Raw genomic sequence first — 26,160 nt, 5'->3', positions numbered from 1 at the left:
TTGCTGCAAGTGCGAACGACGCAATCGATATTGCAAAAACTGCAATGGTTAATTGCGGCGGTGGTTGCAACGGAGACGATCGCGGTGCAGCTTGTGCCGCACCGCAACCAGATAGGGACCCGGATGCGCCGCCTGCCGCCACTCACCGCAATCGAAGCGTTCGTCCACGTCGCGCGGCTGGGATCGGTCAAGCTCGCCGCCGACGAACTGGCGCTGTCCTCCCCGGCGCTCAGCCGGCGAGTGCAGGCGCTCGAGCGCTTCATCGGCAAGCCGCTGTTCGAACGCCGGCATCAGGCGCTGCGCCTGAACGACGATGGCGAACGGCTGCTGACGCTGCTGTCGGGGGCGCTCGACACGCTGTCCGACGCGGTCGAGCAGATGTCGGGCGCGGTCGAGGTGCTGCGCCTGCGCCTCGGCGTATTGCCACTGTTCGCGATCCAGCGGTTGATGCCGCGCATGGGCGACCTGCACGAAAAGCATCCCGAACTGCATCTTGATTTCGATACCGCGCATCACGGACTGGGGCGGCTGGGCGAGGGGATCGACGTCGCGATCGTGCTCGACCATGCGATCGATCCCGCGCTCTACGCCCGGCGGCTCGACCGCAATCGCGTCTATGCCATTGCCGGACGCGCGCTGATCGACCGGTCGCCGATCACCGATCCGGCGCAGCTGGCGCAGCACACCGCGCTGATCCACCGCGACATGCCCGATACCTTTGCCGACTGGATGCATGCGGCAGGCCTACCCGATCTGGAACCGGCGGCGATCGATCGATTCGATTCGGGAACGCTGATGCTGGAGGCGGCGGCACAGGGGCTGGGCGTCGCCTTCATGCTCGAATCGCATTTCGAGACGGCACGCGACGAACGGCTGGTGCCGCTGTTCGATCGCGCGGTCGATTCGACCTACAGCCACTGGTTCGTGTGCCGCCCGCGCATGTTGCAGCAACGGCCGGTGAAGCTGTTTCACGACTGGCTGGTGCAGGCGCTGAACGCACCGGCGGAGTAGGAAACCACCCCGCCCCCGCCGTCATTCCGACGAAGGCCGGAATCCATCGTGTCGGACGTTCCCGATCGATCGCCGCCGTCCCCCAAACCGTGGATCCCGGCCTGGCGGGATGACGGACGAGGGACGGCTGGTCGAACTACGCCTCGCTGCGTGCGGTCACGATCTTGCCCGGGTTACGCGGCGGCTCGCCCTTGGGCAGTGCGTCGACGGCGTCCATGCCGCTCTCGACCACGCCCCACACCGTGTACTGACGGTCGAGGAAGGTCGCATCGTCGAGGCAGATGAAGAACTGGCTGTTGGCCGAATTCGGGTCCATCGTCCGCGCCATCGAGCATACGCCACGGACGTGCGGCTCGGCGTTGAATTCCTGCTTGAGGTTCGGTTCCTTCGAGCCGCCGGTGCCGTCGCCGCGACCGCCGTCGCCGCCCTGCGCCATGAAGCCGTCGATCACGCGGTGGAACGGCACGCCGTCATAAAAGCCCGAATCGGCGAGCTTGACGATGCGTTCGACATGGTTCGGCGCCAGATCGGGGCGCAGCTTGATGCGCACTTCGCCGGTGTCGAGCGTCATCACGAGCGTGCTGGGGGTATCGGCCATTAAAAGCTCCTTGAAAGTCGGGGCCTAGCTAGGGTGCCGGAACCGCACTGGCAACCGCACAGGGTTTGCACGGCGATGCAGCATGGCTACAGCGTTGCGACGCACGCGGCAGGAGGGTTGCGACCATGACCGAACTCGACCTTCCCGACGCGACCGGCGAACTCGACGAAGACGACCGGCTGAAGCCAGAATTCGTCCGCGCCGTCTGCGAGGCGGTCGATCGTGGCGACGACGAGGCCGCGCGCGAGCTGGTCGAACCGCTCCACCCCGCCGATCTCGCCGACCTGTTCGAACTGGTGCCGGGCGAACAGCGTGCTGCACTGGCGGCGGCAATCGCCGAGCGGCTGAACGGCGACGTCCTCGCCGAGATGAACGACTGGGTGCGCGAGGCGGTGATCGAGGCGCTGACCGCGACCCAGGTCGCCGATCTCGCCGCGCAGCTCGATACCGACGACGCGGTCGCGATCATCGAGGATCTCGACGATGCCGAGCAGCGCGCGGTGCTGCGCGCGCTCGACCCCGACGATCGCGCCGCGATCGAGGAAGCGCTGTCCTACCCCGAGGAATCCGCCGGCCGCCTGATGCAGCGCGAGCTGGTCGCCGTGCCCGAACACTGGACCGTCGGCGACGCGCTCGACTATCTGCGCGCCGACGAGGCGCTGACCACCGACTTCTGGGAAATCTTCGTCGTTGATCCGGCGCACCGGCCGGTCGGCACCTGCCAGTTGTCGTGGATCCTCCGCACGCCGCGATCGGTCGCGATCAGCGACGTCATGGCGCGCGAGCAGACGTTGATCCCGGTCGACATGGATCAGGAAGAGGTGGCGCTCCGCTTCCAGAAATATGCGCTGATCTCTGCCGCGGTGGTCGATGGCAGCGGGCGGCTGGTCGGCATGATTACCGTCGACGACGTGGTCCACATCATCCAGGCCGAAGCGGGCGAGGACGCGCTGCTGCTGTCGGGTGCCGGCGAAGGCGACATCAACGAACCGATCCGCGATTCGTACAAGGCGCGGGTGCGGTGGCTCATCACCAATCTCATCACCGCGCTGCTGCCGGCGACGATCATCGGCGCGTTCGGGGCGACGATCGACCGGATGGTGACGCTGGCGGCGCTGATGCCGATCGTCGCCGGGCTTGGCGGCAATGCCGGCACCCAGACCATGGCGGTCACCGTCCGCGCGCTCGCCACCAATCAATTGACCCAGTCGAACACGCTGCGCGCGATCCGGCGCGAGATGGTGATCGCGCTGATGAACGGGGCGACCGTCGCCGCGCTGATCGGCACCGGCGTGACTTTGTGGTTCGGCAACCCGCAACTGGGTGCGGTCATCGGCAGCGCGATGCTGCTTAACGTCGTCATCGCCGGCTTTGCGGGGGTGTTCGTGCCGCTGACGCTCGACCGGTTCAATGCCGACCCGGCGGTCGCGTCGTCGATCTTCGTGACGATGACGACCGATTCGATGGGGTTTCTGGTTTTCCTGGGGCTTGCGACCGTGAGCGGACTGACCGGTTGAGGAGGAAGCCGGCGCTTCCCATCTGGGGCGCGTGCCGCTGCATCTGACCAAAGTCGCCTTCGCCATCGAATCGGTCGAACAACTCGCCGACCGGCTTGCCGTCCGCCATGCCGAGGGCGGGGCGCTGACCACGCGCTACCTGCCGAAACGCGCCGCCGAGATCGCGGGCGGATCGCTGTTCTGGATCCTCAAGCACCGGCTGGTCGCACGCTCGCCGATCCTGGGGTTCGGCGAGGCGGAGGGCGGGCGCGTCGCGATCCATCTGGGGCCGAAACTGGTGCTGGTCGAGGCGCGGCCGAAGCGCGCGCATCAGGGCTGGCGCTATCTGGAGGAAGCCGATGCCCCGGCCGATCTGGGCGGCGAAGGGACGGGAGCCGATGAACTGCCGTCGCGGCTGATAGGCGAGTTGGTGGCGCTGGGGTTGTTGTAAGAAAAAGGAAGGTCGTTTTCACGCGAAGGCGCGGAGACGCGGAAGAGGTTGCGTTCGCTGCAACTGGATCGCGTAGCGATCTGTCCTTCCGATCATTGCCATAGGTATAAAGGGTTCCGCTGACGCGGAACGGCAGGGAGCCACGCCCCTCCGCGTCTCCGCACCTCCGCGTGAAACCGAATCTTCTTCTACCCAACCAACCCCGGATACGCCGCCCGCGCCATAGCGACCTTCGGCTTGTCCCAGCGCACGATATAGGGATGCGTCGGGTTCCGCCGGGCAAAATCCTGATGATAGGCTTCGGCTGGATAGAAGGCGCCGGTTTCGACCTTCGTGGCGATCGGTTGGGGAAACGCCTTTGCCTGCGTCAGTTGCGCGATATAGCGGCGCGCGACCGCAGCCTGTGCCGGGGTCTGTGGAAAGATCGCCGAGCGATAGCTGGGACCGCGATCGGGATATTGGCCGTCGACCTGGGTCGGGTCGTGCGCGACCGAGAAATAGAGCCGCAGCAACGTGCCATAGCTGACGATGCGTGGATCATAGGTGATGCGGATCGCTTCGGCATGGCCGGTGCGTTCGGTCGATACCCGGTCGTAGGTCGCGGTGTCGCGGTTGCCGCCGGCATAGCCGCTGACTACCGACTTGACCCCCTTCACCCGTTCGAACACCGCCTCCATGCCCCAGAAACAGCCGCCCGCCAGTACGGCGGTGGCAAGGCCGGGGGTCGGGGGCACATCGGTGGCGATGGCGGGGACCGGCACCGCGCGTTCGGCGGTGGCGGGCGGGATCGAGAGCGCGGCGGCAATACCGATCGCGGCGATCGACAGTGGCAGCAGGGACTTCATGACCGGTTCCTCGCAGGACGAACCGACAGAAGATGGGGCGCGGGCGGCCGCCGCGCCAGATCAGCCGATACGTTCGACGACGGCGGGTGCGGAACGGACCGACTTTGCATCGCTGGGATCGGCGACCTGCACCGCAACGAGCGCGACCGCGCCCAGTGCGAAGCCGCTGATGAAATGGCGAAGGAAACCGGTGCGCTTGCTCGTCATCTGCCTCATCCTCTTGCCGGACCGCGCGCCCCCATGGTGCGCAGCAGCGGATCGATCGCCATCGCGGCGGACGACCCGTTCGTTCAGCGGCAAGATATAGTGGGTGGCGGTGAACCGACGCTGGCGCGTCCGTTCATCTCCTGCACAGCCTCAACCATGTTGCGCGTGCGAAATCAAGCCGCTGGAGGGACCGGTTTCGGCAACGCTGCGTTGCGTGGACAGCGCCTCGACCCGATTGCGCTGCTTGATGCCGTACATGTCCCGGTCGGCTTCGTCGATCAGGTCGGTGACCCGGTCGAGCGTCCCGGTCGCGCTGCCGATACTGAGCGCGATCGGCAGGTCGGGTGGTGCGATCGCGGTCATCGCATGGGCATAGCGCACGGCGATGGCGGCGGCGGTGGCATCGGCCCCCGCCTGATCGGTACCGGGGAGCACGCAGACGAACTCGTCGCCGCCCCAACGGAACACCAGCCCGCCCCGGGGCACTGCCGCCGACGCCGCGCGGACCAATGCCACCAGTGCCGCATCGCCCGCGGCATGGCCGCAGCGGTCGTTGAGCGGCTTGAACTGGTCGAGATCGATCATCAGCACTGCCCCCTCGCCCCGCCATTTCGCGAGCCGCCGGTCGAAACCGGCGCGGTTGAGCGCGTTGGTCAGCGGATCGCGTTCCAGCAGCGTCGACAGCAGCTGATGCCCGCGCTCGGCATCCATGGTCAGCAGCGACACGCCGCGAAACAGGATGAACGAGATCGGAAGTACCGTCAGCCACGCCGCCGCCCCGTGCTTCAGTCCGATCAGGCTGGTGCCGATATCGCCGTTGAACGCCGACCATGCGCGCGCAATGAAGAGCGGCACGGTCGGCGCGAACAGGGCGACGACGATCCACGCGCTGTGCAGCGACTCGCGCCGCGCCAGCCGGATGGCGATCAGCACGATGGCACAGTCGAACAGCGCGCGCAGGATGCTGAGATAGCCGACGCGAAACCCCAGTTCGGCGGTGCTGACCGAAAAGAACAGCGGGATGGCCGCGACCAGCGCCGCCGCGAGGATCAGCCGGTTGCCGCTGTCCGGATAGGCGAAGGTCCTGAGGCCGATGAAGATCGCGGCATAGGCGACCACCGCCAGCGGATTGCCCAGCCAGACGATATAGTCGCCGCCGCCCATCTCGCGGAACACGGCGGCGCCGGCGGTGATGCCGAGCAGGATATGGCCGAACCCCCACCACGCCGCGGACGAATCGAACCGCCCGGTCGCCCACGGGACGACATGGATGACGCCGGCAACGATCGATGCCAGCGCGACCATGACGTACATAGTGGAAAGGTCGAGCAAATCATCCTCACTATCGCGAACGGTGCCGCGATAGATCGGGATGCACTAATAGTCCGTTTAATCTATGGACTTACTTCAGAGCGGCGCAAGCGGTACGAATACGCGCGCAAGCCTCGCGCAGCAATTCGTCCGACGTTGCATAGCTGATCCGCATCGCCGGCGACAGGCCGAACGCCGCGCCCTGCACCGCCGCGACCTTGGCATCCTCCAGCAGATAGCCGACGAAATCCTCGTCGGTCTCGATCCGGCGGCCACCCGGCGTCGTCTTGCCGATCAGCCCCGACAGCTCGGGATAGACGTAGAAGGCGCCTTCGGGCGTCGGGCAGGTCGCGCCTTCGATCGCGTTCAGTTCGGCGACCACCATGTCGCGACGACGCTGGAAGGCAGCATTACGCTCGGCGAGGAACGACTGGTCGCCGTTCAGCGCGGCGACGGCGGCGGCCTGCGCGATCGAACACGGGTTGCTGGTCGATTGCGACTGCAGCTTGGCCATCGCCTTGATCAGCCATGCCGCACCACCCGCATAGCCGATGCGCCAGCCGGTCATCGCATAGGCCTTCGAACAGCCGTTCACGGTCAGCGTGCGGTCGTACAGGGTCGGGTTCACTTCCGCGATCGTCGCGAACTCGAAGCCCGGATAGACGATGTGTTCGTACATATCGTCGGCGAAGATCCAGACATGCGGGTGCCGTTCCAGCACCTTGCCCAGCTCGCGCAGTTCGGCGCGGGTATAGCCCGCCCCCGTCGGGTTGGACGGCGAATTCAGGATCACCCACTTGGTGCGCTCGGTGATCGCCGCGTCGAGCTGTTCGGGGGTGATCTTGTAATTCTGCGCCGCGCCCGCCGCGATGAACACCGGCGTCCCGCCCGCGAACTGCACGACATCGGGATAGCTGACCCAATAGGGCGCGGGCACGATCACCTCGTCGCCGGCATCGACCGTCGCGACCAGTGCGTTGAACAGCGTGTGCTTGCCGCCGACATTCACGCTGATCTGGTTCGCGGCATAGGTCAGGCCGTTGTCCCGCTTGAACTTCGCGGCGATCGCGTCCTTCAGTTCGGCGGTGCCGTCGACGTTCGTGTACTTGGTCTTGCCGGCACGGATCGCCTCGATCGCGGCATCCTTGACGAATTCGGGCGTGTCGAAATCGGGTTCGCCCGCGCCCAGCCCGATCACGTCGACGCCCTGCCGCTTCAGTTCGAGCACCTTCGACGTGATGGCGAGGGTCGGCGACGGATTGATGCGGTCGAGCGCGGCGGAGGGCTTCATGGGACGTCCGATGCTGAGAAGGAACAGGTGCCGCGCCCTTAGCCGCCCCGTTCCCCGTCCGCAACCAGCCGCGCATGAATCAATCCGCGAACCGCGTTGCCGATGTAAAATCCTTGCGCGAGATCGGCGAGTGTCAGCGGCATCTCGACCGCTTCGCCGCGCGCGATCAGGTCGTCGCGCAGCACGCCGGGCAGCAATCCCCGGTCGATCGGCGGGGTCAGCAACTGCCCCCCCTCCTCCCGCCGGACGAAGATGGAGGTGAAACTCCCCTCGGTCACCTCGCCATCGGGGCGAATGAAAATCGTTTCGAAACAGCCGGGCGGCGGTGCCGGCCAGAAGCGCCGGTCGCTGGTCTTGTAGGCGAGACGCAGGTCGGCGACCGACAGCGGCAGGGGCGCGATCGCGACTGCCACCGGCCCGGCGGGCGGCGACGGCAATGGCGTGACATCGACCGCGATCGCCCCCGATCGCGACAGCAGCAGCCGGATGCGCGACGGATTGCGCAAACGAAAGGTCGCCGCCTGCAATTCGTTGCGCGTCGCATGCCGGTCGATCGCGAAACCCAGCCGCCGCGCACTTTCGGTCAGCCGCGCGACATGACGTTCGAGCAACGCGATGCCGTTCAGCGGATCGAACGCCATCGTCTCGACCAGATCGAATCGCGCCGGCGGCAGGTCAAGGAAGCGCGCCTTGGCCAGACATTCGCACCATTCGTCGGCAGCGGACGAATCGGCAACGATCCCCGATCCCAGCCCGAGCGTGGCACGGCTCGCGCCGGCAGGGAGGTGCAGCGTCCGGATCGCGACGTTGAACGACGCGTCGCCCTTGCCGTCGATCCAGCCGATCGCCCCGGTATAGATGCCGCGCGCGCGATCCTCGATCGCATCGATCGCCTCCATCGCCCGCTTCTTGGGCGCGCCGGTAATGGATCCGCACGGGAACAGCGCCGCCAGCGCATCGACCGCGGTCTTGCCCGGGGACAGTTCGGCGGTCACCGACGACACCAGCTGGTGGATGCTGGGATAGGTTTCGACGACGAATCGCTCGGGCACGCGCACGCTGCCCGCTACGCCGACGCGCGACAGGTCGTTGCGCATCAGGTCGACGATCATCAGATTTTCGGCGCGCTGCTTGGGATCGGCGGCCAGGTCGCGCGCGGCGACGGCATCGCGCACCCGATCGGGATCGCGCGCGGCGGTCCCCTTCATCGGCCGGGCAGTGATTCGCCGCCCCTCCACCGCAAAGAACAGTTCGGGCGAGAAGGACAGGATCCAGTCCTCGCCGGTCCACACCACCGCGCCATGCCCCGCCGCTGCGCGCGGCCGGATCGCGGCATAAATGGCGAGCGGATGACCCGCGATCGGCACCGTCGCCCCGAAGGTCAGATTCGCCTGATAGAGATCACCCGCCGCGATCAGGTCGAGGACCGTGTTGCACTGCGCCGCATAGCGCTCGGCGTCGATCGCCGGCTCGACCTCACCGATCCATGCACCCGCCGGGTCGGGCAGCCCGGCGGTGACATCGACCGTATCGGCCGAATCGAACACGCCGAACCACAGCAACGGGGCGGCAGCGCTGCGGGCGTTCAGCCCCGGCACCAGCGCCGCGCCGGCTTCATAGTGGAGATAGCCTGCGACCGACGCACCTTCGCCGATCGCGCGCGACAATTCCGCCAACGCCGCCGGCACTTCTGCCGCGCGATCGGCGCGGATGATGCGAATCGGTGCCTGATACAGCGTTGCCGAACCACCCGGCCGGGCATCGTCGAACAGCACGAAAGGCCGGGTCGTATCGAACATCGCCCACGCTTGCCGCTTGCCGCGGCGCGGGGCAAGCGCCGAACCGCGCTTTGTCGTTACGGCTTTCGCGGGTAAAGGCAGCGACATGACTCCATCCCCGATCCGTGCGGCGATCATCCCGGTGACTCCGCTCCAGCAGAATTGCACGTTGTTGTGGTGTACGAAGACGATGCGCGGCGCCTTCGTCGATCCCGGCGGCGACCTGCCGCGCCTGATCGCCGCCGCCGAACAGCATGGCGTCCGGATCGAAAAAATCCTCCTGACCCATGGCCATATCGACCATTGCGGCGAGGCGAAGCCGCTGGCCGAGCAACTGGGCGTACCGATCGAGGGACCGCACGAGGCCGACCGGTTCTGGATCGCGCGGCTCGACGAGGACGGCAAGCGCTGGGGCCTGCGCGGCGTGCCGTTCGAACCCGATCGCTGGCTGGTCGAGGGCGACACCGTGACCGTCGGCGAGGCCAGCTTCGCGGTGTACGAGACACCCGGCCATACGCCCGGCCATGTCATCTTTCACCATGAAGACGCGAAGTTCGCGCTGGTCGGCGACGTCCTGTTCCAGGGATCGATCGGCCGTACCGACTTTCCGCTGTCGGATACGCAGGCGCTGATCGATTCGGTGGTGACCAAACTGTGGCCGCTGGGCGACGACGTGGCGTTCGTGCCGGGGCACGGTCCGGGCAGCACCTTCGGCCATGAACGCGCGACCAATCCGTTCGTCGGTGACCGGGCGCTGGCTGGATAGGCCGGTCCGTATCCCCGCGTAGGCGGGGATCGAGGGTAAAGCAAAGCGGCGGCAGCGTTCGACGCTCTGGATCCCCGCCTGCCTCGGGATACGACGAAAAAGCCGGAGGGTGTTCCCGCAACCCGAAGCTTGCAACCTTTCGCGAAAACGCTATAGGCGCGGTTCGCTTCGCGACCAGCCTGTCTGCCGGTCCGGCGGGTCGCCGGTCGCGAAAAGCGGTCGGGCACTTGCCTGGGCCGCGTCGTCAGTTGGTGGCGAAACCAAGTGATACCCAAGTTATAAAGGTGCCGAAATGGCAGTTCCCAAGAGAAAGACCTCGCCCTCCAAGCGCGGTATGCGTCGCAGCCACGATTCGCTGAGCGTCGAGTCGTTCCAGGAATGCCCGAACTGCGGCGAACTGAAGCGTCCGCACAATCTGTGCAACGCCTGCGGCCATTATAACGGTCGCGAAGTCGTCTCGGTCGAAGCGTAACCGCCAGACCGGACAGGGAAGCACGCATGGCCGACGGGTCCTGGATCGCCATCGATGCGATGGGCGGTGACGAAGGGCTTGCCACCATGCTGGCGGGCGTCGCCCATGCGCGACGCCGCCACGAATCGATGCGGTTCCTGCTGGTCGGGGACGAAGCGGCGATTCGTGCCGGGCTCGAATCGCACCCCAACCTGTCCGCCGCGTCGGAAATCGTCCACGCCCCCGAAGTCGTCGGATCGTCGGACAAGCCCAGCCAGGCGATCCGCCGGGCCAAGACGACGTCGATGGGCGTCGCCATCGGTCTGGTGAAGCAGGGTCGCGCCGCCGCTGCGGTGTCGGCGGGCAATACCGGCGCACTGATGGCGATGGCGAAGCTGGCGCTGCGCACCATGCCGGGCATCGATCGCCCGGCACTGGCCGCGCTGTTGCCCAGTCTGGGCGACAATGACCTCGTCATGCTCGACCTCGGCGCCAATGCCGAGTGCGATGCGCGCAACCTGGTCCAGTTCGCGGTGATGGGTGCGGCCTATGCCCGCACCGCGCTCGACCTCGAATCCCCCCGCGTCGCGTTGCTGAACATCGGCACCGAGGAACTGAAGGGCATCGACAGCGTCCGGGAAGCGGCAGCGATCCTGCGCGCCTCGCCGCATCTGCCGATGACCTTTTCGGGCTATATCGAGGGCGATCGCTTGTCGCGCGGACAGGTCGATGTCGTGGTGTGCGACGGTTTCTCGGGCAATATCGCGCTGAAGACCGCCGAGGGCACCGCGCGATTCGTCGCCGATCTGCTCAAGCGCGCCTTCCGGTCGTCGATCCGCTCCAAGATCGGGTTCCTGATCTCGCGGCCGGCGACCGAATTGCTGCGTCATCACCTCGACCCCAACAATCATAATGGCGCGGTCTTCCTTGGCCTCAATGGGCTGGTGGTCAAAAGCCATGGCAGCGCGAACGAGGCCGGTATTTCGAACGCGATCCAGGTCGCGGCCAAGATGGTCCGCGACGACCTGACCCGCAGCATCGCCAGCGATCTGGCGGGTATAGAGGCACGCGCGGCATGATCCGTTCGGTCGTCACCGGCACCGGTTCGGCGTTGCCGGCGCAGCGCGTATCGAACGCGGAACTCGCCGAGCGCGTCGACACCTCCGACGAATGGATCGTCGAGCGCACCGGCATCCGCTTCCGCCACATCGCCGCCGCACATGAGACGACGGCGACCCTCGCCGCCGATGCCGCCCGCGCGGCGATCGCGGCCGCTGGCGTCGAGGCGCAGGCGATCGACCTGATCGTGCTCGCGACCGCCACCCCCGACCAGACCTTTCCGGCGACCGCGACCAAGGTGCAGGCGATGCTCGGCATCGACGACTGCGTCGCGTTCGACGTGGCGGCGGTGTGTTCGGGCTTCCTCTACGCGGTACAGGTCGCCGATGCGATGCTGCGCACCGGTGTTCACCACCGGGCACTAGTGATCGGAGCCGAGACATTCAGCCGCCTCCTCGACTGGGAAGACCGCACGACCTGCGTCCTGTTCGGCGACGGGGCGGGTGCGATCGTGCTGGAAGGGCGCGAGGCCGAGGGTGACATGCCGCGCGGCATCCTGTCGACCCGGCTCCATGCCGATGGCCGCCATAACGGCCTGCTCTATGTCGATGGCGGTCCCTCGACCACCGGCACCGTTGGCAAGCTGCGGATGAAGGGCAAGGAAGTGTTCCGCCACGCGGTGGTCAACCTTGCCAGCGTCATGGGCGAATCGCTGGAACTCGCGGGACTTACCCCCGACGATGTCGACTGGGTCGTGCCGCATCAGGCCAATGCCCGCATCCTCGATGCGACCGCGCGCAAGCTCGGCCTCGCGCCTGAGAAGGTCGTGGTGACCGTCGACGTCCACGCCAACACCTCGGCGGCGTCGGTCCCGCTTGCGCTCGACGTCGCGACGCGCGACGGCCGCATCCAGCCGGGCGACATCGTCGTGCTGGAAGCGATGGGGGGTGGTTTCACCTGGGGCGCTGCTGTAGTCCGTTGGTAATCCTTTAGTATTTTTGAATCTTCGTATACGCTGTGCTAGCGGAAGCGGCGTACACGAAAAGAGGATTTCTCCAATGGTTTCCGATGGTACGCTGACCCGCGCCGATCTCGCCGAAGAAATGCATCGTGAGATCGGTCTGTCGCGTGCCGATTCCGCGCGCGTCGTCGAACAGATTCTCGACCATATGTGCGAGGCGCTGGCCGCGGGTGAGAACGTCAAAATTTCGGGCTTCGGCAGCTTCGTGCTGCGCGACAAGGGCGAACGGATCGGCCGCAATCCCAAGACCGGCATCGAAGTGCCGATCGCGCCGCGCCGCGTGCTGACCTTCCGCGCCAGCCAGATGATGCGCGACCGCATCGTCGCCAACTGAACGGATCCGGTTGCCACCCCCGGTCGACAAATCCGCCAACGCCTATCGCACGATCGGCGAAGTGGCGCGCGACCTGGGGGTGCCGCAGCATCGGCTGCGCTATTGGGAAGGGCGTTTCCCACAGATACGCCCGCTGACCCGCGCCGGCGACCGCCGCTATTACCGGCCGGAGGACGTCGCGCTGCTGCGCCGGATACAGGCACTGCTCGGCGAACAAGGCTATACCGTGCGCGGCGTCCAGCAATTGCTGGCGCAGGAGGCGAAGGCCCCGGCGGTGCCGGTCGCGCCGATCACCCGCCGCGCCGCGCGGATCATCGAACTGCGCGCGATCCGCTCGCTGCTGGCCGATGCGCTGGCAGCGGACGACTGATCCGCGTCCTCCGTTCGTCCCGGTCAGTCGCTGAGCCCGCCGCAGCCGCGTATCGAAGGACTATTTCCGGCGGCGTTTCGATCGGGGTTTTCGACTTCGCCCAGCCCCCTGCTCGGCACGAACGGATCATCGGCGGTCGCTCCGTCCCCTCCCTTTCCCCAACGGCCAAACCTGCTAAACCGCGCGGGCAATGAGCGTATCCGATACCGACACCTCCCCCGCCCCCTCCCGGCGGGCCCGTTTCGCCCGCATCCGGCGACGGTGGTGGTTCCGCCTGCCCGCCATTGCCCTGCTGCTGTCCGGGATCGGTGTGTTCTTGATCTGGCTGCTGCTGTGGCGGACCCTGCCCTCGGTCGATTCGCTGCGTGCCTATGAACCGCCGCTGCCGACCAATGTCCGCGGGATCGGGGGCGATCCGATCCACAGCTATGCCCGCGAACGCCGCGTGCAGCTGTCCTATGCCGAATATCCGCCGCTGCTGGTCCGTGCCTTCCTCGCCGCCGAGGACCGGACGTTCTTCGAACATCACGGCGTCGACTATCCGGGCATCGCCGCCGCGATCCTCACCAATTTGCGCAACGACGGCCGCCCGATCGGCGCGTCGACGATCACGCAACAGGTCGCCAAGAACCTGCTGCTGACCAACGAGGTCAGCTATGTCCGCAAGGCGAAGGAGGCGCTGCTCGCCTATCGGATCGAGGACGCACTGACCAAACAGCAGATCCTCGAACTCTATCTCAACCAGATCGCGCTCGGCCGGAACGCCTTCGGCGTCGAGGCGGCGTCCCACGCCTATTTCGGCAAAGAGTTGCGCGAGCTGACCCTGCCGCAAATGGCGTATCTGGCGATACTGCCCAAGGGGCCGTCGAACTATACGCCCGAACGCGGATATGACCGCGCGATCACCCGCCGCAACTGGGTGCTGGGCGAAATGGAGCGCAACGGCTTCATCACTGCCGCCCAGCGCGCCGCCGCCATCGCCCAGCCGCTTGGCACCATCCCGCGCCAGACCCCGCGACAGGAAACCGCCGGCGGCTATTTCATCGAGGAAGTCCGCCGCCAGCTGCTCGGCCAGTTCGGCGAGAATGCGAAGGACGGCCCGTACAGCGTCTATGCCGGTGGCCTGTGGGTGCGCACCTCGCTCGACCCGAAAATCCAGCAGGATGCGCAGGACGCTTTGCGCAGCGGGCTGATCCGCTTCGATTCGGGACGCGGCTGGTCAGGCCCGCTCAACAAGCCGCGCGCGACGATCGATGGCGACAATTGGCAGCAGGCGCTGCTCAACACCAATATCGGCGTCGATTATCAGGATTGGCAGGCGGCGATCGTCATCGACAAGGAAGGCGATTCGGCACGGATCGGCTTTGCCGACGGCCGCACCGGCACCCTGCCGCGCGGCAATGCGCAGATGCCGGTCCGCGGCGGCAACGGCAATGCCTTCGGCGCGATCCGGCGCGGCGACATTCTCGCCGTCGCGCCGGCCGGAAGCCAATGGTCGCTGCGCTCGGTCCCGCGCGTGTCGGGAGGCATGGTGGTCGAAGACCCGCGCACCGGCCGCATCCTCGCCATGCAGGGCGGGTTCGACAGCCGCATCCAGTCGTTCAACCGCGCGACACAGGCGATGCGCCAGCCCGGATCGACCATCAAGCCGATCGTCTATGCCGCCGCGCTGGAGGCGGGGATGACCCCGGCCTCGATCATCGTCGATGGCCCGTTCTGCGTGAATCAGGGCGGGCGGCTCGGCCAGAAATGCTTCCGCAATTTCGGCGGCGGCGGTGCCGGCCCGCACACCATGCGCTGGGGCATCGAACAGTCGCGCAATCTGATGACGGTGCGCGCGGCGGCGCAGACCGGCATGGACAAGGTCAACGACCTGATCCAGCGCGTCGGCATCAGCGACCAGAAATTCCCGCCCTATCTCTCCTATGCGCTGGGGGCAGGCGAAACGACGGTGCTGCGCATGGTCAACGCCTATTCGATCCTCGCCAATCAGGGTCGCGAACTGAAGCCGACGGTGATCGATTTCGTGCAGGACCGCCGCGGCAAGGTGATCCTGCCTGCCAACTGGCGCGCCTGCGACGGGTGCAACGCCCCCGACTGGGATGGCAAGCTGATGCCGCGGCCGCAGATCAAGTCGCGCCAGGTCATGGACGCGATGAGCGCATACCAGATGGTGCATATCATGGAAGGGGTGATCCAGCGCGGCACCGCCACGACGCTGCGCGATTTGAACCGCCCGATGATGGGCAAGACCGGCACCTCGACCGGACCGACCGACGTCTGGTTCGTCGGCGGCACGCCGCAGATGATCGCCGGGCTGTATCTCGGCTTCGACAGCCCCCGCAATCTCGGCGGCTATGCGCAGGGCGGGACGATCGCCGCGCCGATCTACAAGACGTTCGCGGTCAAGGCGTATCAGGACATGGAGGTCCTGCCCTTCCGTGCCCCCGCCGGCATCCGCATGGTCCGCATCGACCGCGCCAGCGGCCGCCCGGTCTATAGCGCATGGCCGACCACCGATCCGAAGGCGGCGGTGATCTGGGAAGCCTTCAAGCCCGAGACCGAGGCGCGTCGCGCCACCGGACGCCTCGGCGAGGCACGCGCGGCCGTCACCCGCGATCCGACCCGTACCGCACCGACACAGCAACAGGTACAGCCGCGCGACAGCGACTTCTTGCAACGCGAAGGGGGAATCTACTAGGCCGCTGGTCGGTCAACACTTGAAACCGTTCATCCTGCGTAGCCATTGAGCTTGTCGAAATGGCGTATCGAAGGACGTTTGGGGCAGGTGCTTCGATACGGGTCTTCGACTGCGCTCAGCCCCTACTCAGCACGAACGGTTGCGCCTAAGGTGCGTTTCCACGGCGTGCCGTTCATTACGTTTTCCGGAGTTTTCCCATGCGCGCCGAAGCGCAAGCCCATGTAGACAAGATCAACGATGCGCTCTCGCTGCTGCGCCGCTTCCTCGACTGGGACCGCGCGCTCCGCCGGCTCGACGAGCTGAACGCGCGCGTCGAGGATCAGGCATTGTGGAACGATCCCAAGGCCGCGCAGGACGTCATGCGCGAACGCCGTCGGCTGGACGAGGCGATCACCGCTACCCGTACCATCGAGCGCGAACTGGCCGACACGGTCGAGCTGATCGAGATGGCCGAGGAGGAGGGCGATGCCGAGATGGCCGACGAAGGCGTCGCCAATCTCGCCGAACTCGCCAAGCGCGCCGACCATGACAAGGTACAGGCACTGCTGTCGGGCGAAGCCGATGCCAACGACACCTATATCGAAATCAACGCCGGTGCCGGCGGGACCGAGAGCCAGGATTGGGCCGGCATGCTGCAACGCATGTACACCCGCTGGGCCGAACGCCGTGGCATGAAGGTCGAACTGGTCGACCAACATTCGGGTGAACAGGCGGGCATCAAGTCGGCGACGTTGCTCATCAAGGGCGAGAACGCCTACGGCTTCGCCAAGACCGAGGGCGGCGTCCACCGGCTGGTTCGCATCAGCCCCTATGACAGCGCCGCGCGCCGCCACACCTCTTTCGCGTCGATCTGGGTCTATCCGGTGATCGACGACAATATCGAGGTCGAGTACAACGAAAGCGACCTGCGCATCGATACCTATCGCGCGTCGGGCGCCGGGGGTCAGCACATCAACACCACCGATTCGGCGGTGCGCATCACCCACATCCCGACCGGCATCGTCGTCCAGTGTCAGAACCAGCGCTCGCAGCACAAGAACAAGGCCGAGGCCTATAACCAGCTCCGCGCCCGCCTCTACGAGCGCGAACTGGCGATCCGCGAGGCGGAGGCCAATGCCGAGAACGCGACCAAGACCGATATCGGCTGGGGTCACCAGATCCGGTCGTACGTGTTGCAGCCGTACCAAATGGTGAAGGACCTGCGCACCGGTGTCGTCTCGACCGCACCGGGCGACGTGCTCGATGGCGCGCTCGACCCGTTCATGGCGGCGGCGCTGTCGCAGCGCGTGACCGGTGAATCGGTCGATGTCGAGGATGTCGACTGATGCGCCACGCGCTCCCGCTTGCACTATTGCTATTGGCCGGCTGCGACGCGACGCAGCCGAGCGCGGTGGCCAATGGGCAGCGGGAGGAACGTCATGACTTTCCCAAGGCCGACCGGCCGGTGGCGACGATCGTGTCGGCGCGCTGGTCGACCGAGGAAGCGCGCGACCGGCTGAACGAGGCCGAACTGGTCATGGACCGCGCCGGCATCGCGTCGGGCATGACCGTCGCCGATATCGGCGCGGGCGAGGGCTATTACACCATCCGCATGGCGCAGCGGGTTGGTCCCGATGGCCGCGTGCTGGCCGAGGACATCATCCCGCAGATCCGCGACGCGCTGGCCCAGCGGGTGGCGCGCGAACGGCTCGACAATGTCAGCGTCCGGTTAGGCGAACCCGACGACGCGAAGCTGCCGGCGAATAGCTTCGACCGGGTGCTGATGGTCCATATGTACCACGAGATCGCCGAACCCTATGCGTTCCTGTGGAACCTGCGTCCGTCGCTGCGCGCCGGCGGACAGGTGGTGGTGGTCGATGCCGACCGCCCGACCCAGAATCACGGCACCCCACCCGCGCTGCTGAAGTGCGAGTTCGAAGCGGTCGGGTACCGGATGGTCGAGTTGCAGAAAATGCCCTCGGCCGGCGGCTATATCGCCATGTTCACGCCCGACGGTCCGCGCCCGGCGCCGGAAAGGATCGTGCCGTGCCGCGTGCCGGGTCCGACGCCGAGCGCCAGCCCCAGCGGCAACCACCAGGGCTGACCGGCGCCCGCCTTAACCTGGCACTGTCCTCATCCAACCCGTTTAGTTCGAGCAGCTTCGAGCCTGCCGAGAAGCGTCCGTCGAGAACCTGGTCGCTTGAGGCACCGCCTTCTCGACTTCGGTTCTCGACAAACTTAAACCTCCACTCGAAGCAAATGGGTGGGGGAAGAGACGGAACGGGACAGGAAAGGCCAATCCCCAAACCCCAACCGTTCGTGCTGAGTAGGGGCTGAGCTTGTCGAAGACCCGTATCGAAGCACCTCGGGCGGTCCTTCGATACGCCATTTCGACAAGCTCAACGGCTACTCAGTACGAACGGCAGGGGACGCATATAGCGGTCGTCATCCCAGAAAAACCGCCCCCAACAACAGCAGCAGCTTCACATCGACCGCCTTTCCCGCCGTCCGCTGCTCCGCAACGAACCCGGCCAGCTCCGTGAGCGCCACCCGGTGGACGATGATCTCCTCCCCCGGCACCCCGCCGCCATCCCCCACCCGCGTCAACTCGCCGGCGCGGAACAGCGTGAAGCTCTCCGACACCATCCCCGGTGACGAATGATATTCGCCGAGCGAGGTCATGCTGCCGGCGCGATAGCCGGTCTCCTCCTCCAGCTCGCGCGCCGCCGCCACCGCCGCCGCCTCGCCCGCCGCATCGTCGCCGACCAGTCCGGCGGGCAGTTCGATGCACGCCCGCCCCAATGGCACCCGATATTGCTCGACCAGCAGGACATGACCGTCGTCGATCGCGACGATCACCGCCGCCCCGATGCCGTTCGCCCGCCCGACATATTCCCAGCGCCCGCGTTTTTTCGCGGTGATGAAGCGCCCCGCCCACATCACTTCTTCGGGAGCGTCGCTGTCGATCATCGAACTTCCTGTCATGGCCCTTGCCTGTACGCACCGTATCGAAGCACAACAGCGTCCTCAACCATGGGGAGATGGTCATGGGAATGCTCAAGGAATTCCGCACCTTCGTCGCGCGCGGCAACGTCCTCGACCTCGCGGTCGGCGTCATCATCGGCGCGGCGTTCGGTACGATTACCAAATCGCTGACCGACGACATCATCATGCCGGTGATCGGCTATCTCTTCGGCGGCTTCGATTTCTCCAGCTACTTCCTGCAACTTGGGCCGATTCCAGCAGGCTATACCGGGTCGCCGACCAACTATGCCGCGCTGAAGGCGGCGGGCGTGCCGCTGTTCGGTTATGGCGAATTCATCAGCGTGGTGATCAATTTCCTGATCCTCGCCTTCATCGTGTTCCTGCTGGTCAAGTTCGTGAACCGGGCGATCGCGGTCGTCCATGAAGAGCAGAAGAGCGGCGAAGCACCCCCAGCCGCTGATCCGGCCGATATCGCGCTACTCCGCGAAATCCGCGACGAACTGCGCGCGGCGCGGGAAAGGGACTGATCGCCCTCCGGACGATGGCGACGGCAGGAGTCGCGAACGGTTCCGGTTCCAACCTGAAATCGGACGCACGGACGACGCTCGGTCTGGCCGGACCAGCCGCCCGATCGAAACCGACACAGCAAAACCCGCCGGTCGTCCATCGACATCCGGCGGGTTTCGAAAGCCCCGAGTGGCACGTCCGGTCCGGCTGGACCGGCGCGGCTTACTTGATCTTCGCTTCCTTGAACTCGACATGCTTGCGCACGACCGGATCGTACTTGCGGAAGGTCAGCTTTTCGGTCTGGTTGCGCGGGTTCTTCTTGGTGACATAGAAGAAGCCGGTATCGGCCGAGCTGACGAGCTTGATCTTGACGGTGGTCGGCTTTGCCATGACCCAAAAACCCCTTGGGCCTGACGCCCGCGAATTGACAATAAAAAGCGGCCCGCCACATGGGGGCTGCTGCAAGACATGGGCGCATGGGCCAAATGCGCGCCGAAGTCAAGGCGAGCGGTCTTCACCGGAACGTAACCAAGTCATCCTAGGTTCTGATTCAAGGCTTTGGAGGTCGGGATGCGGATCGAGGCAGCACATATCGATGCGGAACGGGCACTGCGCGTCGGATACCGCGCGTGCCCCCTTGCCGAGATCGAGGCGATTCGCGCCATCGCCACCGCCGAATCGAGCCTCCCCGCGCTGAGCGTCCTCGCCGTCGTCGATGCCGCCATGGCGCGCGGCGAACGACGGTCGATCGGCGAATGGACCGCGCTCGCCCGCGAAGCGATGCATTGCGGCCGCAGCGACGTCGCGACGGCACAGGCCTATGCCGCGGCCTGCACGGTGCGCCTCGCCGACTGAACCGGCACCCGATGGACCCGCTCGTTCCCGCGTTCGTCGCGGTCCTGCTGGCGGGGGTGAGCGACCGCCCGCCGCTGCTCGCTGCGATCCTGTCCGATCGGCTCGGACGCGGTGCGCTATGGGGGGCTATCGTCGCGAAGACGATCGGCTTCGGGCTTGCGGCGATCGGCGGGATGCTCGTTGCGCCGGCCATGACTCCGAACGCGCGCAACGCGATGCTCGCCCTCGCGCTGATCGCAGCGGCCACCGCCGCGCCGATCCCGGCACGGATCAAGGATCGCCTCGACAGCTGGCGGCTGCCGCCCTTCCCGACCGGACTGCTCGGCACGGCGGTGCTGGCGCTCGGCGATCGCAGCCAGTTCCTCGTCTTCGCCCTCGTCGCGCGCACACCCGATCCGGTGGCCGGCGCGATCGGTGCGTCGCTGGCGGGCGCAGTCCTGCTGCTGGCCGCCGCGACGCTGGGCGAGCGCGACTGGCAGAAACTGCCCTTCCCCGTGATTCGTATCGTGACGATGCTGCTGCTCGGCCTGACCGGTGCGGTCGTCGGCCTTGGCGCGCTGCGGCTGCTGTGATCCAGCCGGACGATCACCGCGACCGGATTTTTGACTGGAGCGTGGCGGAAAGATTCGGCAGCGCGATCGTTGCTGAACCGAACCATATCCAGCCGGAGACTTTCCCCGTGACCAATCCCGCGCTCGACACGCCGACCGACCTGCCCAACAACAAGACGGTGACCGTCGCCGACGGGCTGAACGCCGCGCTGGCCGACTGCTTCACCTTGTATCTGAAGACCAAGAATTTCCACTGGCATGTGTCCGGCCCGCATTTCCGCGACTATCACCTGATGCTCGACGATCAGGCGTCGCAGATCCTGGCGGTCACCGACGTCATTGCCGAGCGCGTGCGCAAGACCGGCAACACCACGCTGCGCTCGATCGGCGATGTCGCTCGTCGCGCCGCGATCAAGGACAATGACAAGGATTTCGTGAAGCCCGACGACATGCTCGCCGAGCTGCGCGACGACAATCTGAAGCTGGTCGAGCGGCTGCGCGAAGCGCGTGAGGCCGCCGAAGACGCTGGCGACACCGCGACCAGCAGCCTTGCCGACGACTGGATCGACCAGGCCGAGGAACGCGCCTGGTTCCTGTTCGAAGCCGCTCGTAAGGGCTGATCGGGCGTGCGGGGCGGTCCATGCCGCCCCGCCTGTCCCGCACGAACCGATGCGCGCCTTTGCCGACCTGCTCGACCGCCTGATCTACACCCGGTCGCGCAATGCCAAATTGGCGCTGATCGGCACCTATCTACGCGACACACCCGATCCCGATCGCGGCTGGGCGATTGCGGCGCTGACCGGCGATCTCGACCTGCCCGCCGTCAAATCGGCGACAATTCGCGCGCTCATTACCGAACGCACCGATCCGGTCCTGTTCGCGATGAGCCGCGATTTCGTCGGCGACACGGCCGAGACGGTCGCGCTGCTATGGCCCGAACCGCCGCCCGGCGCGATCCCTGATAGCGACCCGCTGACGCTCGACACCGTCGTCACCCGCCTCGCCAGCCTGTCGCGTTCCGACGCACCGCGCGCACTGGCCGACATGCTCGACCGGCTCGAATCGGACGAACGCTATGCGCTGTTGAAGCTGGCGACCGGGGCGTTGCGCGTCGGCGTGTCCGCCCGCCTCGCCAAGACCGCACTGGCGCAGGCGTTCGGGCTCGATGTCGATGCGGTCGAAGAGGTCTGGCACGGTCTCGCCCCGCCCTATGTCGAACTCTTCGCCTGGGCCGAGGGGCGCGGCGAGCAGCCGCATGCCGCCGATCTGCCGGTGTTCCGCCCGTTCATGCTCGCCCATCCGCTCGACGACGGCGTGGTCGACCTCGCCGACTATGCCGCCGAATGGAAATGGGACGGCATCCGGGTGCAGCTGGTCCATGTCGGTGGCGAGACCCGACTCTACAGCCGCGCGGGCGACGACATCACCGCCGCCTTTCCCGAAGTCGCCGCCGCCTTCCGCACACCTGGCGTACTCGATGGCGAATTGCTGGTCCGCGGCGAGGGACAGGGGGCGAGCGTCCATGAAGACGCCGGTGCCGCCAGCTTCAACGCGCTGCAACAGCGGCTGGGGCGGAAGATCGTGTCGAAGGCGATGCTGGCGGACTATCCCGCCTTCGTCCGCCTCTACGACATTCTCTTCGATGGCACGGAGGATTTGCGCGACCAGCCCTGGACCGCCCGTCGCGCCCGGCTCGAAGCGTTCGTGCCGCGCCTCGACGCCCAGGTCTTCGACCTGTCACGGCTGATCGACGCCGCCGACTTCGATGCGCTGGCCGACATTCGCAGCGGCGCGCGCGACGCCGCGATCGAGGGCGTCATGCTTAAGCGGCGCGACTCACCCTATGTCGCCGGGCGTCGCGTCGGGTTGTGGTACAAATGGAAGCGCGACCCGCTCGTCGCCGATTGCGTGATGATGTACGCACAGCGCGGTAGCGGTAAACGCTCGTCCTTCTATTCCGACTATACCTTCGGCTGTTGGACCGCCGATCCGGCCGAGGGCGGCGAGCTGCTGCCGGTGGGCAAGGCCTATTCGGGCTTCACCGATGCCGAACTGAAGGACCTCGACCGCTTCGTCCGCCAGCATACCGTACAGCGATTCGGCCCGGTGCGCGAGGTCGAGAAGACGTTGGTCCTCGAAGTCGCGTTCGATTCGATCCATGCCTCCAAACGCCACAAATCGGGCGTCGCGATGCGCTTCCCCCGCATCAACCGCATCCGCACCGACAAGCCAGCGGCCGAGGCCGATCATGTCGCGACGTTATTGAAGCTGGTGAGCTAGCCCCTCGCCCGACCCGTACCCCCGCGCAGGCGGGGGTCCAGAACCCAGCAGAACGACCGTAGCTTCCTGCAACCCCGGACCCCCGCCTGTGCGGGGATACGGAGCGATCACCCGGCAACCGGCTCCAACGCGATCTCGAACAGCGTCGGCCACCATTTCCCCGTCACGAACAACCGCTTGCCCGCTGCATCCCAAGCAATCCCGTTCAACACCGCTTCCGGGTCGAGCGGTCCCAGTTCCGCACGCAGCGGCGCCAGATCGACCAGTCCGTCGACCGCGCCCGTCGCCGGATCGATCCGCACGATATAGTCGCGGTGCCAGATATTGCCCCACAGCTTGCCGTCGATCATCTCCAGTTCGTTCAGGTTATGCACCGGCCGGCCATTGGCGGTCACCGTCACCCGCCGCCGCTCCTTGAACGTCTTGGGATCGAGGAAGCGCAGCGTCGGCGTCCCGTCAGACAGGATCAGCGACTGGCTGTCGCTCGCCAGCCCCCAGCCTTCGCCCGGATAGCGCGCGCTTCCGACCGCCTTCAGCGTCTTCGGGTTCCAGCGATGCGCGATGCCGTCCTGCCATGTCAGGCTGACCAGTTGTTGCCCATCGACCGCCAGCCCCTCGCCGAACTGCTGCCCAGGCAGCCGCGCCCGCGCCAGCACCTTGCCGTCGGTCAGGTTGACCCGCCGCACATCGGACACGCCCGGCTGCCCGGTGCTCTCGAACAGCGCGCCGTCATACCACACCAGCCCTTGGGTAAAGGCAGTGCGATCATGCGGATAGCGCGCCACGATCCGCGCCGAAATGCCTTCGACCGGCACCGGCTGCACCGGCGCAGGCGGCGGCGCAACGGCCTGGGCCGACGCGACGGAGGCGAGCGCAAGGCTCACCGGCAGGAACCAGCGGATCATGGTCGTCGTCATCCTCGCATTCGCCTTGCCACCCCCTGAACGATCAGAACGGCACCGCCGGTCCGGCGGGCACGATCCCGGTCGGGTTGATGTCCTTGTGGCTGCGATAATAGTGCGTCTTGATCTGGTCGAGGTCGATCGTCGCCGCGACCCCCGGCAGCGCCGCAATCCGTTCGGTCAGCGCGCGCAACCGCGGATAATCGAGCAACCGCCGGACATTGCATTTGAAATGACCATGATAGACCGGATCGAACCGTACCAGCGTGGTGAACAACCGGATATCCGCCTCGGTCAGTCGATTCCCGACCAGCCATTGGCCGGTCAAGCCTTCCTCCAGCCAGTCGAGCGACTCGAACAACGCTCCGACCGCCTCGTCATAGGCCGCCTGCGTCGTCGCGAAGCCGGCGCGATAGACGCCGTTGTTGACGGTGCCATAGACGCGGTCGTTGACCGCATCGATCTCGCCACGCAGCGCCTGTGGATAAAAGTCGCCCGGCGTCGCGCCCAGATCGTCGAACGCCGTATTCAGCATTCTGATGATCTCCGACGATTCGTTGTTGACGATCCGCCGTTCGACCTTGTCCCACAACACCGGCACCGTGACCTTGCCGGTCATGTCGGGGTCGGCAAGCGTATAGAGTTGATGCAGATGGTCGACGCCGTTGACCGGATCGCCCGTCCCGCCGAACGCCTCAGCAAAGCTCCACCCCTGCGCCCCCATCAGCGGCCCGACTACCGTCACCGGCAGCAAATCCTCCAGTCCTTTCAGCGCCCGCACCACCAGCGTCCGATGCGCCCATGGACAGGCAAGGCTGACATATAAGTGATAGCGCCCGACCTCGGCCGGCCAGCCGCGCTGCCCGTCCGGCCCCGCATCGCCGTTGCGCGTCAACCAGTCGCGAAACCCGCTCTCCGCCCGTTGGAAATTGCCCGACGCATCGGTCGGCGCGACCGGCGTATCGTTGGTCCAAACCCCGTGCTGCAACATGCCCATCGGCGATCCCTTCGCTGTCCGGCAGTGCAACGAGCGAGGATGGGTCGGGGTTCTCGACCGTAAGTGTGTCGCACCGGCGCAATCGGACGTCGAACCCGTCAGGGATTCTGGATCAGCCGCAACAACGAACTATCGGGGTCGAGCAACGCGCCGATGCGCAGGCCGTTCTGTTCGCGCGCCGGTTGCAGCCGGGGAAATCCCGTCGGTTTCTCCGCAATGCCCGCCGCCTTTGCGACCGCATAGAAAGCGTCGAGGTCGTCGAGCCGCAGGCAGCTGCCATAGCCGCTCGTCGTCGGATCGAAGTCGGGCCAGGGAAAGAATTCGAGCTTCAGCGACCCGCGCTCCAGGATCATCCACGTCGCATCGCGCCACGTTTCGACGAAGCCGAGCGCGGCGAAGAACGCCGAGGTCACCGCAAAGTCGCGCGACGGCAAATTGGGTGTCGCCAGATCCATTCGAAGCTCCGAGTCGCGCGCGCACGCCGCGCAAACGAAAAGGGCCGGTCACCCCTGCGAGCGACCGGCCCCTTGTCTATCGCCGAAGCGCGAACCTCAAAGCTTGTTGAGGTTCACCGCGGCGTGCTTGCCGCGACGGTCGACTTCGAGTTCGAACTCGAGACGATCGCCTTCATTGAGCGTCGGCAGACCCGCACGCTCGACGGCCGAGATGTGGACGAATGCGTCCGGCTGGCCATCGTCGCGCTGGATGAAGCCGAAGCCCTTCATCGCGTTGAAGAACTTCACGACGCCGCTCGCGCGCTCGCCGGTCAGCTGCCGCTGCGGGCCGCCCATGCCGCCGCCACGCGGGCCGCCTTCGCGCGGTTCGCGCGGGGCGCCGCCGCCGGTGACCGGCATCGGCTCGCCGTCGATCTTCAGGTCGGTCGCCGAGATGCGGCCGCCACGATCGACGAGGGTGAAGCCCATCGGCTGACCTTCGGCCAGCGCGCTCAAGCCAGCCTGTTCGACGGCAGAGATGTGGACGAACACGTCTTCGCCACCATCATCACGGACCACGAAACCGAAGCCCTTCTGCGCGTTGAAGAACTTGACCACGCCGGTCGCTTCGCCGACGACCTGTGGCGGCATGCCGCGGCCACCGCCGCCGCCACCACCAAAGCCGCCACCGCCGCCGCCGAAGCCGCCACCGCCGCCGCGGAAACCACCGCCGCCGCCGCCGAAGCCGCCGCCGCGATCACCGTAACCGCCGCCGCCGCCGAAACCGCCGCCACCGAATCCACCGCCGCCGAAGCCACCGCGATCGCCGCCGAAGCCGCCGCCGCCATAGCTGCCGCCTTCGTCACCAAAACCGTCGCGCTTGTCCCTGCCGCGCCCACCGCGCTCGCCGCGCCGTCCTCGATCGAAACTCATTGCCCTGTTCGTCTTCCCGGTTCGCCCAACTTCATTCTAAACCCAAG

Annotated in this window: 29 protein-coding genes; 17 read left to right on the top strand and 12 right to left on the bottom strand. The window is 66.5% G+C overall.

The annotated features are described in order from the left end of the window. Nucleotides 1-123 precede the first annotated feature (123 nt). Nucleotides 124-1,011, top strand: a complete 888-nt coding sequence (locus tag AAIO73_RS14150; protein ID WP_345878875.1) for a LysR substrate-binding domain-containing protein — start codon at nucleotides 124-126, stop codon at nucleotides 1,009-1,011. 136 nt (nucleotides 1,012-1,147) lie between these two features. Here the strand turns inward: AAIO73_RS14150 and AAIO73_RS14145 are convergent, their stop codons facing one another. Next, nucleotides 1,148-1,609, bottom strand: a complete 462-nt coding sequence (locus AAIO73_RS14145) for a peptidylprolyl isomerase (protein WP_242120920.1) — start codon at nucleotides 1,607-1,609, stop codon at nucleotides 1,148-1,150. 125 nt (nucleotides 1,610-1,734) lie between these two features. Between AAIO73_RS14145 and mgtE the strand changes: the two genes are divergently transcribed. Both mgtE and AAIO73_RS14135 read left to right on the top strand, forming a co-directional pair. After that, on the top strand, nucleotides 1,735-3,126 hold the full coding sequence (mgtE, locus tag AAIO73_RS14140; protein WP_345878839.1) for a magnesium transporter: 1,392 nt from the start codon (nucleotides 1,735-1,737) through the stop codon (nucleotides 3,124-3,126). 31 nt (nucleotides 3,127-3,157) lie between these two features. Beyond that, nucleotides 3,158-3,556 carry a DUF1489 family protein gene (locus AAIO73_RS14135; protein WP_345878838.1) on the top strand — a complete coding sequence of 133 codons (399 nt, stop codon included), beginning with the start codon at nucleotides 3,158-3,160 and terminating at the stop codon, nucleotides 3,554-3,556. A gap of 188 nt (nucleotides 3,557-3,744) precedes the next feature. On the opposite strand, the gene msrA is transcribed toward AAIO73_RS14135, so the two are convergent. The 5 genes from msrA to pabB form a co-directional block, all read right to left on the bottom strand. Then, a complete protein-coding gene (msrA, locus tag AAIO73_RS14130; RefSeq protein ID WP_345878837.1) occupies nucleotides 3,745-4,401 on the bottom strand; it encodes a peptide-methionine (S)-S-oxide reductase MsrA in 657 nt (218 codons plus the stop codon). Nucleotides 4,402-4,461: 60 nt separating this feature from the next. Next, nucleotides 4,462-4,608 carry a hypothetical protein gene (locus AAIO73_RS14125; protein ID WP_242120926.1) on the bottom strand — a complete coding sequence of 49 codons (147 nt, stop codon included), beginning with the start codon at nucleotides 4,606-4,608 and terminating at the stop codon, nucleotides 4,462-4,464. Between the two features lie 150 nt (nucleotides 4,609-4,758). Next, nucleotides 4,759-5,940 carry a GGDEF domain-containing protein gene (locus AAIO73_RS14120; protein WP_345878836.1) on the bottom strand — a complete coding sequence of 394 codons (1,182 nt, stop codon included), beginning with the start codon at nucleotides 5,938-5,940 and terminating at the stop codon, nucleotides 4,759-4,761. Between the two features lie 70 nt (nucleotides 5,941-6,010). Further along, complete coding sequence (locus AAIO73_RS14115; RefSeq protein ID WP_345878835.1) at nucleotides 6,011-7,210, bottom strand: pyridoxal phosphate-dependent aminotransferase; 1,200 nt, start codon at nucleotides 7,208-7,210, stop codon at nucleotides 6,011-6,013. A 38-nt stretch (nucleotides 7,211-7,248) separates the two neighbouring features. Then, nucleotides 7,249-9,009 carry an aminodeoxychorismate synthase component I gene (pabB, locus tag AAIO73_RS14110; RefSeq protein ID WP_345878834.1) on the bottom strand — a complete coding sequence of 587 codons (1,761 nt, stop codon included), beginning with the start codon at nucleotides 9,007-9,009 and terminating at the stop codon, nucleotides 7,249-7,251. Nucleotides 9,010-9,094: 85 nt separating this feature from the next. Here pabB and AAIO73_RS14105 point away from each other — a divergent pair, with 85 nt between their 5' ends. The 9 genes from AAIO73_RS14105 (at nucleotide 9,095) to AAIO73_RS14065 (ending at nucleotide 17,773) form a co-directional block, all read left to right on the top strand. After that, nucleotides 9,095-9,754, top strand: a complete 660-nt coding sequence (locus AAIO73_RS14105) for an MBL fold metallo-hydrolase (protein WP_345878833.1) — start codon at nucleotides 9,095-9,097, stop codon at nucleotides 9,752-9,754. A gap of 292 nt (nucleotides 9,755-10,046) precedes the next feature. Continuing rightward, on the top strand, nucleotides 10,047-10,226 hold the full coding sequence (rpmF, locus tag AAIO73_RS14100; protein ID WP_055762192.1) for a 50S ribosomal protein L32: 180 nt from the start codon (nucleotides 10,047-10,049) through the stop codon (nucleotides 10,224-10,226). 26 nt (nucleotides 10,227-10,252) lie between these two features. Beyond that, nucleotides 10,253-11,284, top strand: coding sequence for a phosphate acyltransferase PlsX (gene plsX / locus AAIO73_RS14095; protein WP_345878832.1), 1,032 nt, complete (start codon nucleotides 10,253-10,255; stop codon nucleotides 11,282-11,284). After that, entirely contained in the window at nucleotides 11,281-12,249 is a 969-nt protein-coding gene (locus AAIO73_RS14090) for a beta-ketoacyl-ACP synthase III (protein WP_345878831.1), read from the top strand. The genes plsX and AAIO73_RS14090 overlap by 4 nt, the downstream gene beginning before the upstream one ends. Before the next feature lie 25 nt (nucleotides 12,250-12,274). After that, nucleotides 12,275-12,619 (top strand): integration host factor subunit alpha, encoded by a 345-nt coding sequence (locus AAIO73_RS14085; protein WP_345878874.1) that lies wholly within the window; start codon nucleotides 12,275-12,277, stop codon nucleotides 12,617-12,619. 10 nt (nucleotides 12,620-12,629) lie between these two features. Next, on the top strand, nucleotides 12,630-12,989 hold the full coding sequence (locus AAIO73_RS14080) for a MerR family transcriptional regulator (RefSeq protein WP_345878830.1): 360 nt from the start codon (nucleotides 12,630-12,632) through the stop codon (nucleotides 12,987-12,989). A gap of 190 nt (nucleotides 12,990-13,179) precedes the next feature. Then, nucleotides 13,180-15,690 carry a penicillin-binding protein 1A gene (locus AAIO73_RS14075; RefSeq protein WP_345878829.1) on the top strand — a complete coding sequence of 837 codons (2,511 nt, stop codon included), beginning with the start codon at nucleotides 13,180-13,182 and terminating at the stop codon, nucleotides 15,688-15,690. A gap of 197 nt (nucleotides 15,691-15,887) precedes the next feature. Then, nucleotides 15,888-17,015: a peptide chain release factor 2 gene (prfB, locus tag AAIO73_RS14070; RefSeq protein ID WP_345878828.1), complete on the top strand. Its 1,128-nt coding sequence runs from the start codon at nucleotides 15,888-15,890 to the stop codon at nucleotides 17,013-17,015. Next, nucleotides 17,015-17,773, top strand: a complete 759-nt coding sequence (locus AAIO73_RS14065; protein WP_345878827.1) for a class I SAM-dependent methyltransferase — start codon at nucleotides 17,015-17,017, stop codon at nucleotides 17,771-17,773. The genes prfB and AAIO73_RS14065 overlap by 1 nt, the downstream gene beginning before the upstream one ends. A gap of 341 nt (nucleotides 17,774-18,114) precedes the next feature. Here AAIO73_RS14065 and AAIO73_RS14060 read toward each other — a convergent pair whose 3' ends face one another. After that, nucleotides 18,115-18,639 carry an NUDIX hydrolase gene (locus AAIO73_RS14060; RefSeq protein ID WP_345878826.1) on the bottom strand — a complete coding sequence of 175 codons (525 nt, stop codon included), beginning with the start codon at nucleotides 18,637-18,639 and terminating at the stop codon, nucleotides 18,115-18,117. Between the two features lie 77 nt (nucleotides 18,640-18,716). Here AAIO73_RS14060 and mscL point away from each other — a divergent pair, with 77 nt between their 5' ends. Continuing rightward, nucleotides 18,717-19,181 carry a large conductance mechanosensitive channel protein MscL gene (mscL, locus tag AAIO73_RS14055; protein ID WP_345878825.1) on the top strand — a complete coding sequence of 155 codons (465 nt, stop codon included), beginning with the start codon at nucleotides 18,717-18,719 and terminating at the stop codon, nucleotides 19,179-19,181. A gap of 202 nt (nucleotides 19,182-19,383) precedes the next feature. Here the strand turns inward: mscL and rpmG are convergent, their stop codons facing one another. Beyond that, nucleotides 19,384-19,551, bottom strand: coding sequence for a 50S ribosomal protein L33 (gene rpmG / locus AAIO73_RS14050; RefSeq protein ID WP_055757016.1), 168 nt, complete (start codon nucleotides 19,549-19,551; stop codon nucleotides 19,384-19,386). A 180-nt stretch (nucleotides 19,552-19,731) separates the two neighbouring features. Here rpmG and AAIO73_RS14045 point away from each other — a divergent pair, with 180 nt between their 5' ends. The 4 genes from AAIO73_RS14045 to AAIO73_RS14030 all read left to right on the top strand — a co-directional run bounded on the left by AAIO73_RS14045 (nucleotide 19,732) and on the right by AAIO73_RS14030 (nucleotide 22,847). Further along, nucleotides 19,732-20,016, top strand: coding sequence for a hypothetical protein (locus AAIO73_RS14045; RefSeq protein WP_345878824.1), 285 nt, complete (start codon nucleotides 19,732-19,734; stop codon nucleotides 20,014-20,016). An 11-nt stretch (nucleotides 20,017-20,027) separates the two neighbouring features. Beyond that, the gene (locus AAIO73_RS14040) at nucleotides 20,028-20,588 is read left to right on the top strand and encodes a TMEM165/GDT1 family protein (RefSeq protein WP_345878823.1); all 561 of its coding nucleotides are present in this window, start codon (nucleotides 20,028-20,030) and stop codon (nucleotides 20,586-20,588) included. Nucleotides 20,589-20,695: 107 nt separating this feature from the next. Further along, nucleotides 20,696-21,187, top strand: a complete 492-nt coding sequence (locus tag AAIO73_RS14035) for a Dps family protein (protein ID WP_056455515.1) — start codon at nucleotides 20,696-20,698, stop codon at nucleotides 21,185-21,187. A gap of 49 nt (nucleotides 21,188-21,236) precedes the next feature. Beyond that, nucleotides 21,237-22,847, top strand: coding sequence for a cisplatin damage response ATP-dependent DNA ligase (locus tag AAIO73_RS14030; RefSeq protein ID WP_345878822.1), 1,611 nt, complete (start codon nucleotides 21,237-21,239; stop codon nucleotides 22,845-22,847). A gap of 107 nt (nucleotides 22,848-22,954) precedes the next feature. Here AAIO73_RS14030 and AAIO73_RS14025 read toward each other — a convergent pair whose 3' ends face one another. The 4 genes from AAIO73_RS14025 to AAIO73_RS14010 form a co-directional block, all read right to left on the bottom strand. Next, the gene (locus AAIO73_RS14025) at nucleotides 22,955-23,764 is read right to left on the bottom strand and encodes a glutaminyl-peptide cyclotransferase (protein WP_345878821.1); all 810 of its coding nucleotides are present in this window, start codon (nucleotides 23,762-23,764) and stop codon (nucleotides 22,955-22,957) included. A gap of 31 nt (nucleotides 23,765-23,795) precedes the next feature. Next, nucleotides 23,796-24,746, bottom strand: coding sequence for a glutathione S-transferase family protein (locus tag AAIO73_RS14020; protein WP_345878820.1), 951 nt, complete (start codon nucleotides 24,744-24,746; stop codon nucleotides 23,796-23,798). A gap of 98 nt (nucleotides 24,747-24,844) precedes the next feature. Further along, nucleotides 24,845-25,201, bottom strand: coding sequence for a bleomycin resistance protein (locus AAIO73_RS14015; protein ID WP_345878819.1), 357 nt, complete (start codon nucleotides 25,199-25,201; stop codon nucleotides 24,845-24,847). A gap of 96 nt (nucleotides 25,202-25,297) precedes the next feature. Further along, the gene (locus tag AAIO73_RS14010; RefSeq protein WP_345878818.1) at nucleotides 25,298-26,113 is read right to left on the bottom strand and encodes a cold-shock protein; all 816 of its coding nucleotides are present in this window, start codon (nucleotides 26,111-26,113) and stop codon (nucleotides 25,298-25,300) included. Nucleotides 26,114-26,160 lie beyond the last annotated feature (47 nt).

The organism is Sphingomonas epibiotica, from assembly GCF_039615155.1.
GTDB lineage: Bacteria > Pseudomonadota > Alphaproteobacteria > Sphingomonadales > Sphingomonadaceae > Sphingomonas.
This window is presented reverse-complemented; position numbering and strand designations above follow the sequence as displayed.

What these genes read in the sequence shown, in the direction of transcription:
- AAIO73_RS14150 (WP_345878875.1), top strand. Translation starts at nt 124, where the DNA reads ATGCGCCGCCTGCCGCCACTCACCGCAATCGAAGCGTTCGTCCACGTC.
- AAIO73_RS14145 (WP_242120920.1), bottom strand. Translation starts at nt 1,609, where the DNA reads ATGGCCGATACCCCCAGCACGCTCGTGATGACGCTCGACACCGGCGAA.
- mgtE (WP_345878839.1), top strand. Translation starts at nt 1,735, where the DNA reads ATGACCGAACTCGACCTTCCCGACGCGACCGGCGAACTCGACGAAGAC.
- msrA (WP_345878837.1), bottom strand. Translation starts at nt 4,401, where the DNA reads ATGAAGTCCCTGCTGCCACTGTCGATCGCCGCGATCGGTATTGCCGCC.
- AAIO73_RS14125 (WP_242120926.1), bottom strand. Translation starts at nt 4,608, where the DNA reads ATGACGAGCAAGCGCACCGGTTTCCTTCGCCATTTCATCAGCGGCTTC.
- AAIO73_RS14115 (WP_345878835.1), bottom strand. Translation starts at nt 7,210, where the DNA reads ATGAAGCCCTCCGCCGCGCTCGACCGCATCAATCCGTCGCCGACCCTC.
- pabB (WP_345878834.1), bottom strand. Translation starts at nt 9,009, where the DNA reads ATGTTCGATACGACCCGGCCTTTCGTGCTGTTCGACGATGCCCGGCCG.
- AAIO73_RS14105 (WP_345878833.1), top strand. Translation starts at nt 9,095, where the DNA reads ATGACTCCATCCCCGATCCGTGCGGCGATCATCCCGGTGACTCCGCTC.
- rpmF (WP_055762192.1), top strand. Translation starts at nt 10,047, where the DNA reads ATGGCAGTTCCCAAGAGAAAGACCTCGCCCTCCAAGCGCGGTATGCGT.
- plsX (WP_345878832.1), top strand. Translation starts at nt 10,253, where the DNA reads ATGGCCGACGGGTCCTGGATCGCCATCGATGCGATGGGCGGTGACGAA.
- AAIO73_RS14090 (WP_345878831.1), top strand. Translation starts at nt 11,281, where the DNA reads ATGATCCGTTCGGTCGTCACCGGCACCGGTTCGGCGTTGCCGGCGCAG.
- AAIO73_RS14075 (WP_345878829.1), top strand. Translation starts at nt 13,180, where the DNA reads ATGAGCGTATCCGATACCGACACCTCCCCCGCCCCCTCCCGGCGGGCC.
- prfB (WP_345878828.1), top strand. Translation starts at nt 15,888, where the DNA reads ATGCGCGCCGAAGCGCAAGCCCATGTAGACAAGATCAACGATGCGCTC.
- AAIO73_RS14065 (WP_345878827.1), top strand. Translation starts at nt 17,015, where the DNA reads ATGCGCCACGCGCTCCCGCTTGCACTATTGCTATTGGCCGGCTGCGAC.
- AAIO73_RS14060 (WP_345878826.1), bottom strand. Translation starts at nt 18,639, where the DNA reads ATGATCGACAGCGACGCTCCCGAAGAAGTGATGTGGGCGGGGCGCTTC.
- mscL (WP_345878825.1), top strand. Translation starts at nt 18,717, where the DNA reads ATGGGAATGCTCAAGGAATTCCGCACCTTCGTCGCGCGCGGCAACGTC.
- rpmG (WP_055757016.1), bottom strand. Translation starts at nt 19,551, where the DNA reads ATGGCAAAGCCGACCACCGTCAAGATCAAGCTCGTCAGCTCGGCCGAT.
- AAIO73_RS14045 (WP_345878824.1), top strand. Translation starts at nt 19,732, where the DNA reads ATGCGGATCGAGGCAGCACATATCGATGCGGAACGGGCACTGCGCGTC.
- AAIO73_RS14040 (WP_345878823.1), top strand. Translation starts at nt 20,028, where the DNA reads ATGGACCCGCTCGTTCCCGCGTTCGTCGCGGTCCTGCTGGCGGGGGTG.
- AAIO73_RS14030 (WP_345878822.1), top strand. Translation starts at nt 21,237, where the DNA reads ATGCGCGCCTTTGCCGACCTGCTCGACCGCCTGATCTACACCCGGTCG.
- AAIO73_RS14025 (WP_345878821.1), bottom strand. Translation starts at nt 23,764, where the DNA reads ATGACGACGACCATGATCCGCTGGTTCCTGCCGGTGAGCCTTGCGCTC.
- AAIO73_RS14020 (WP_345878820.1), bottom strand. Translation starts at nt 24,746, where the DNA reads ATGGGCATGTTGCAGCACGGGGTTTGGACCAACGATACGCCGGTCGCG.
- AAIO73_RS14015 (WP_345878819.1), bottom strand. Translation starts at nt 25,201, where the DNA reads ATGGATCTGGCGACACCCAATTTGCCGTCGCGCGACTTTGCGGTGACC.
- AAIO73_RS14010 (WP_345878818.1), bottom strand. Translation starts at nt 26,113, where the DNA reads ATGAGTTTCGATCGAGGACGGCGCGGCGAGCGCGGTGGGCGCGGCAGG.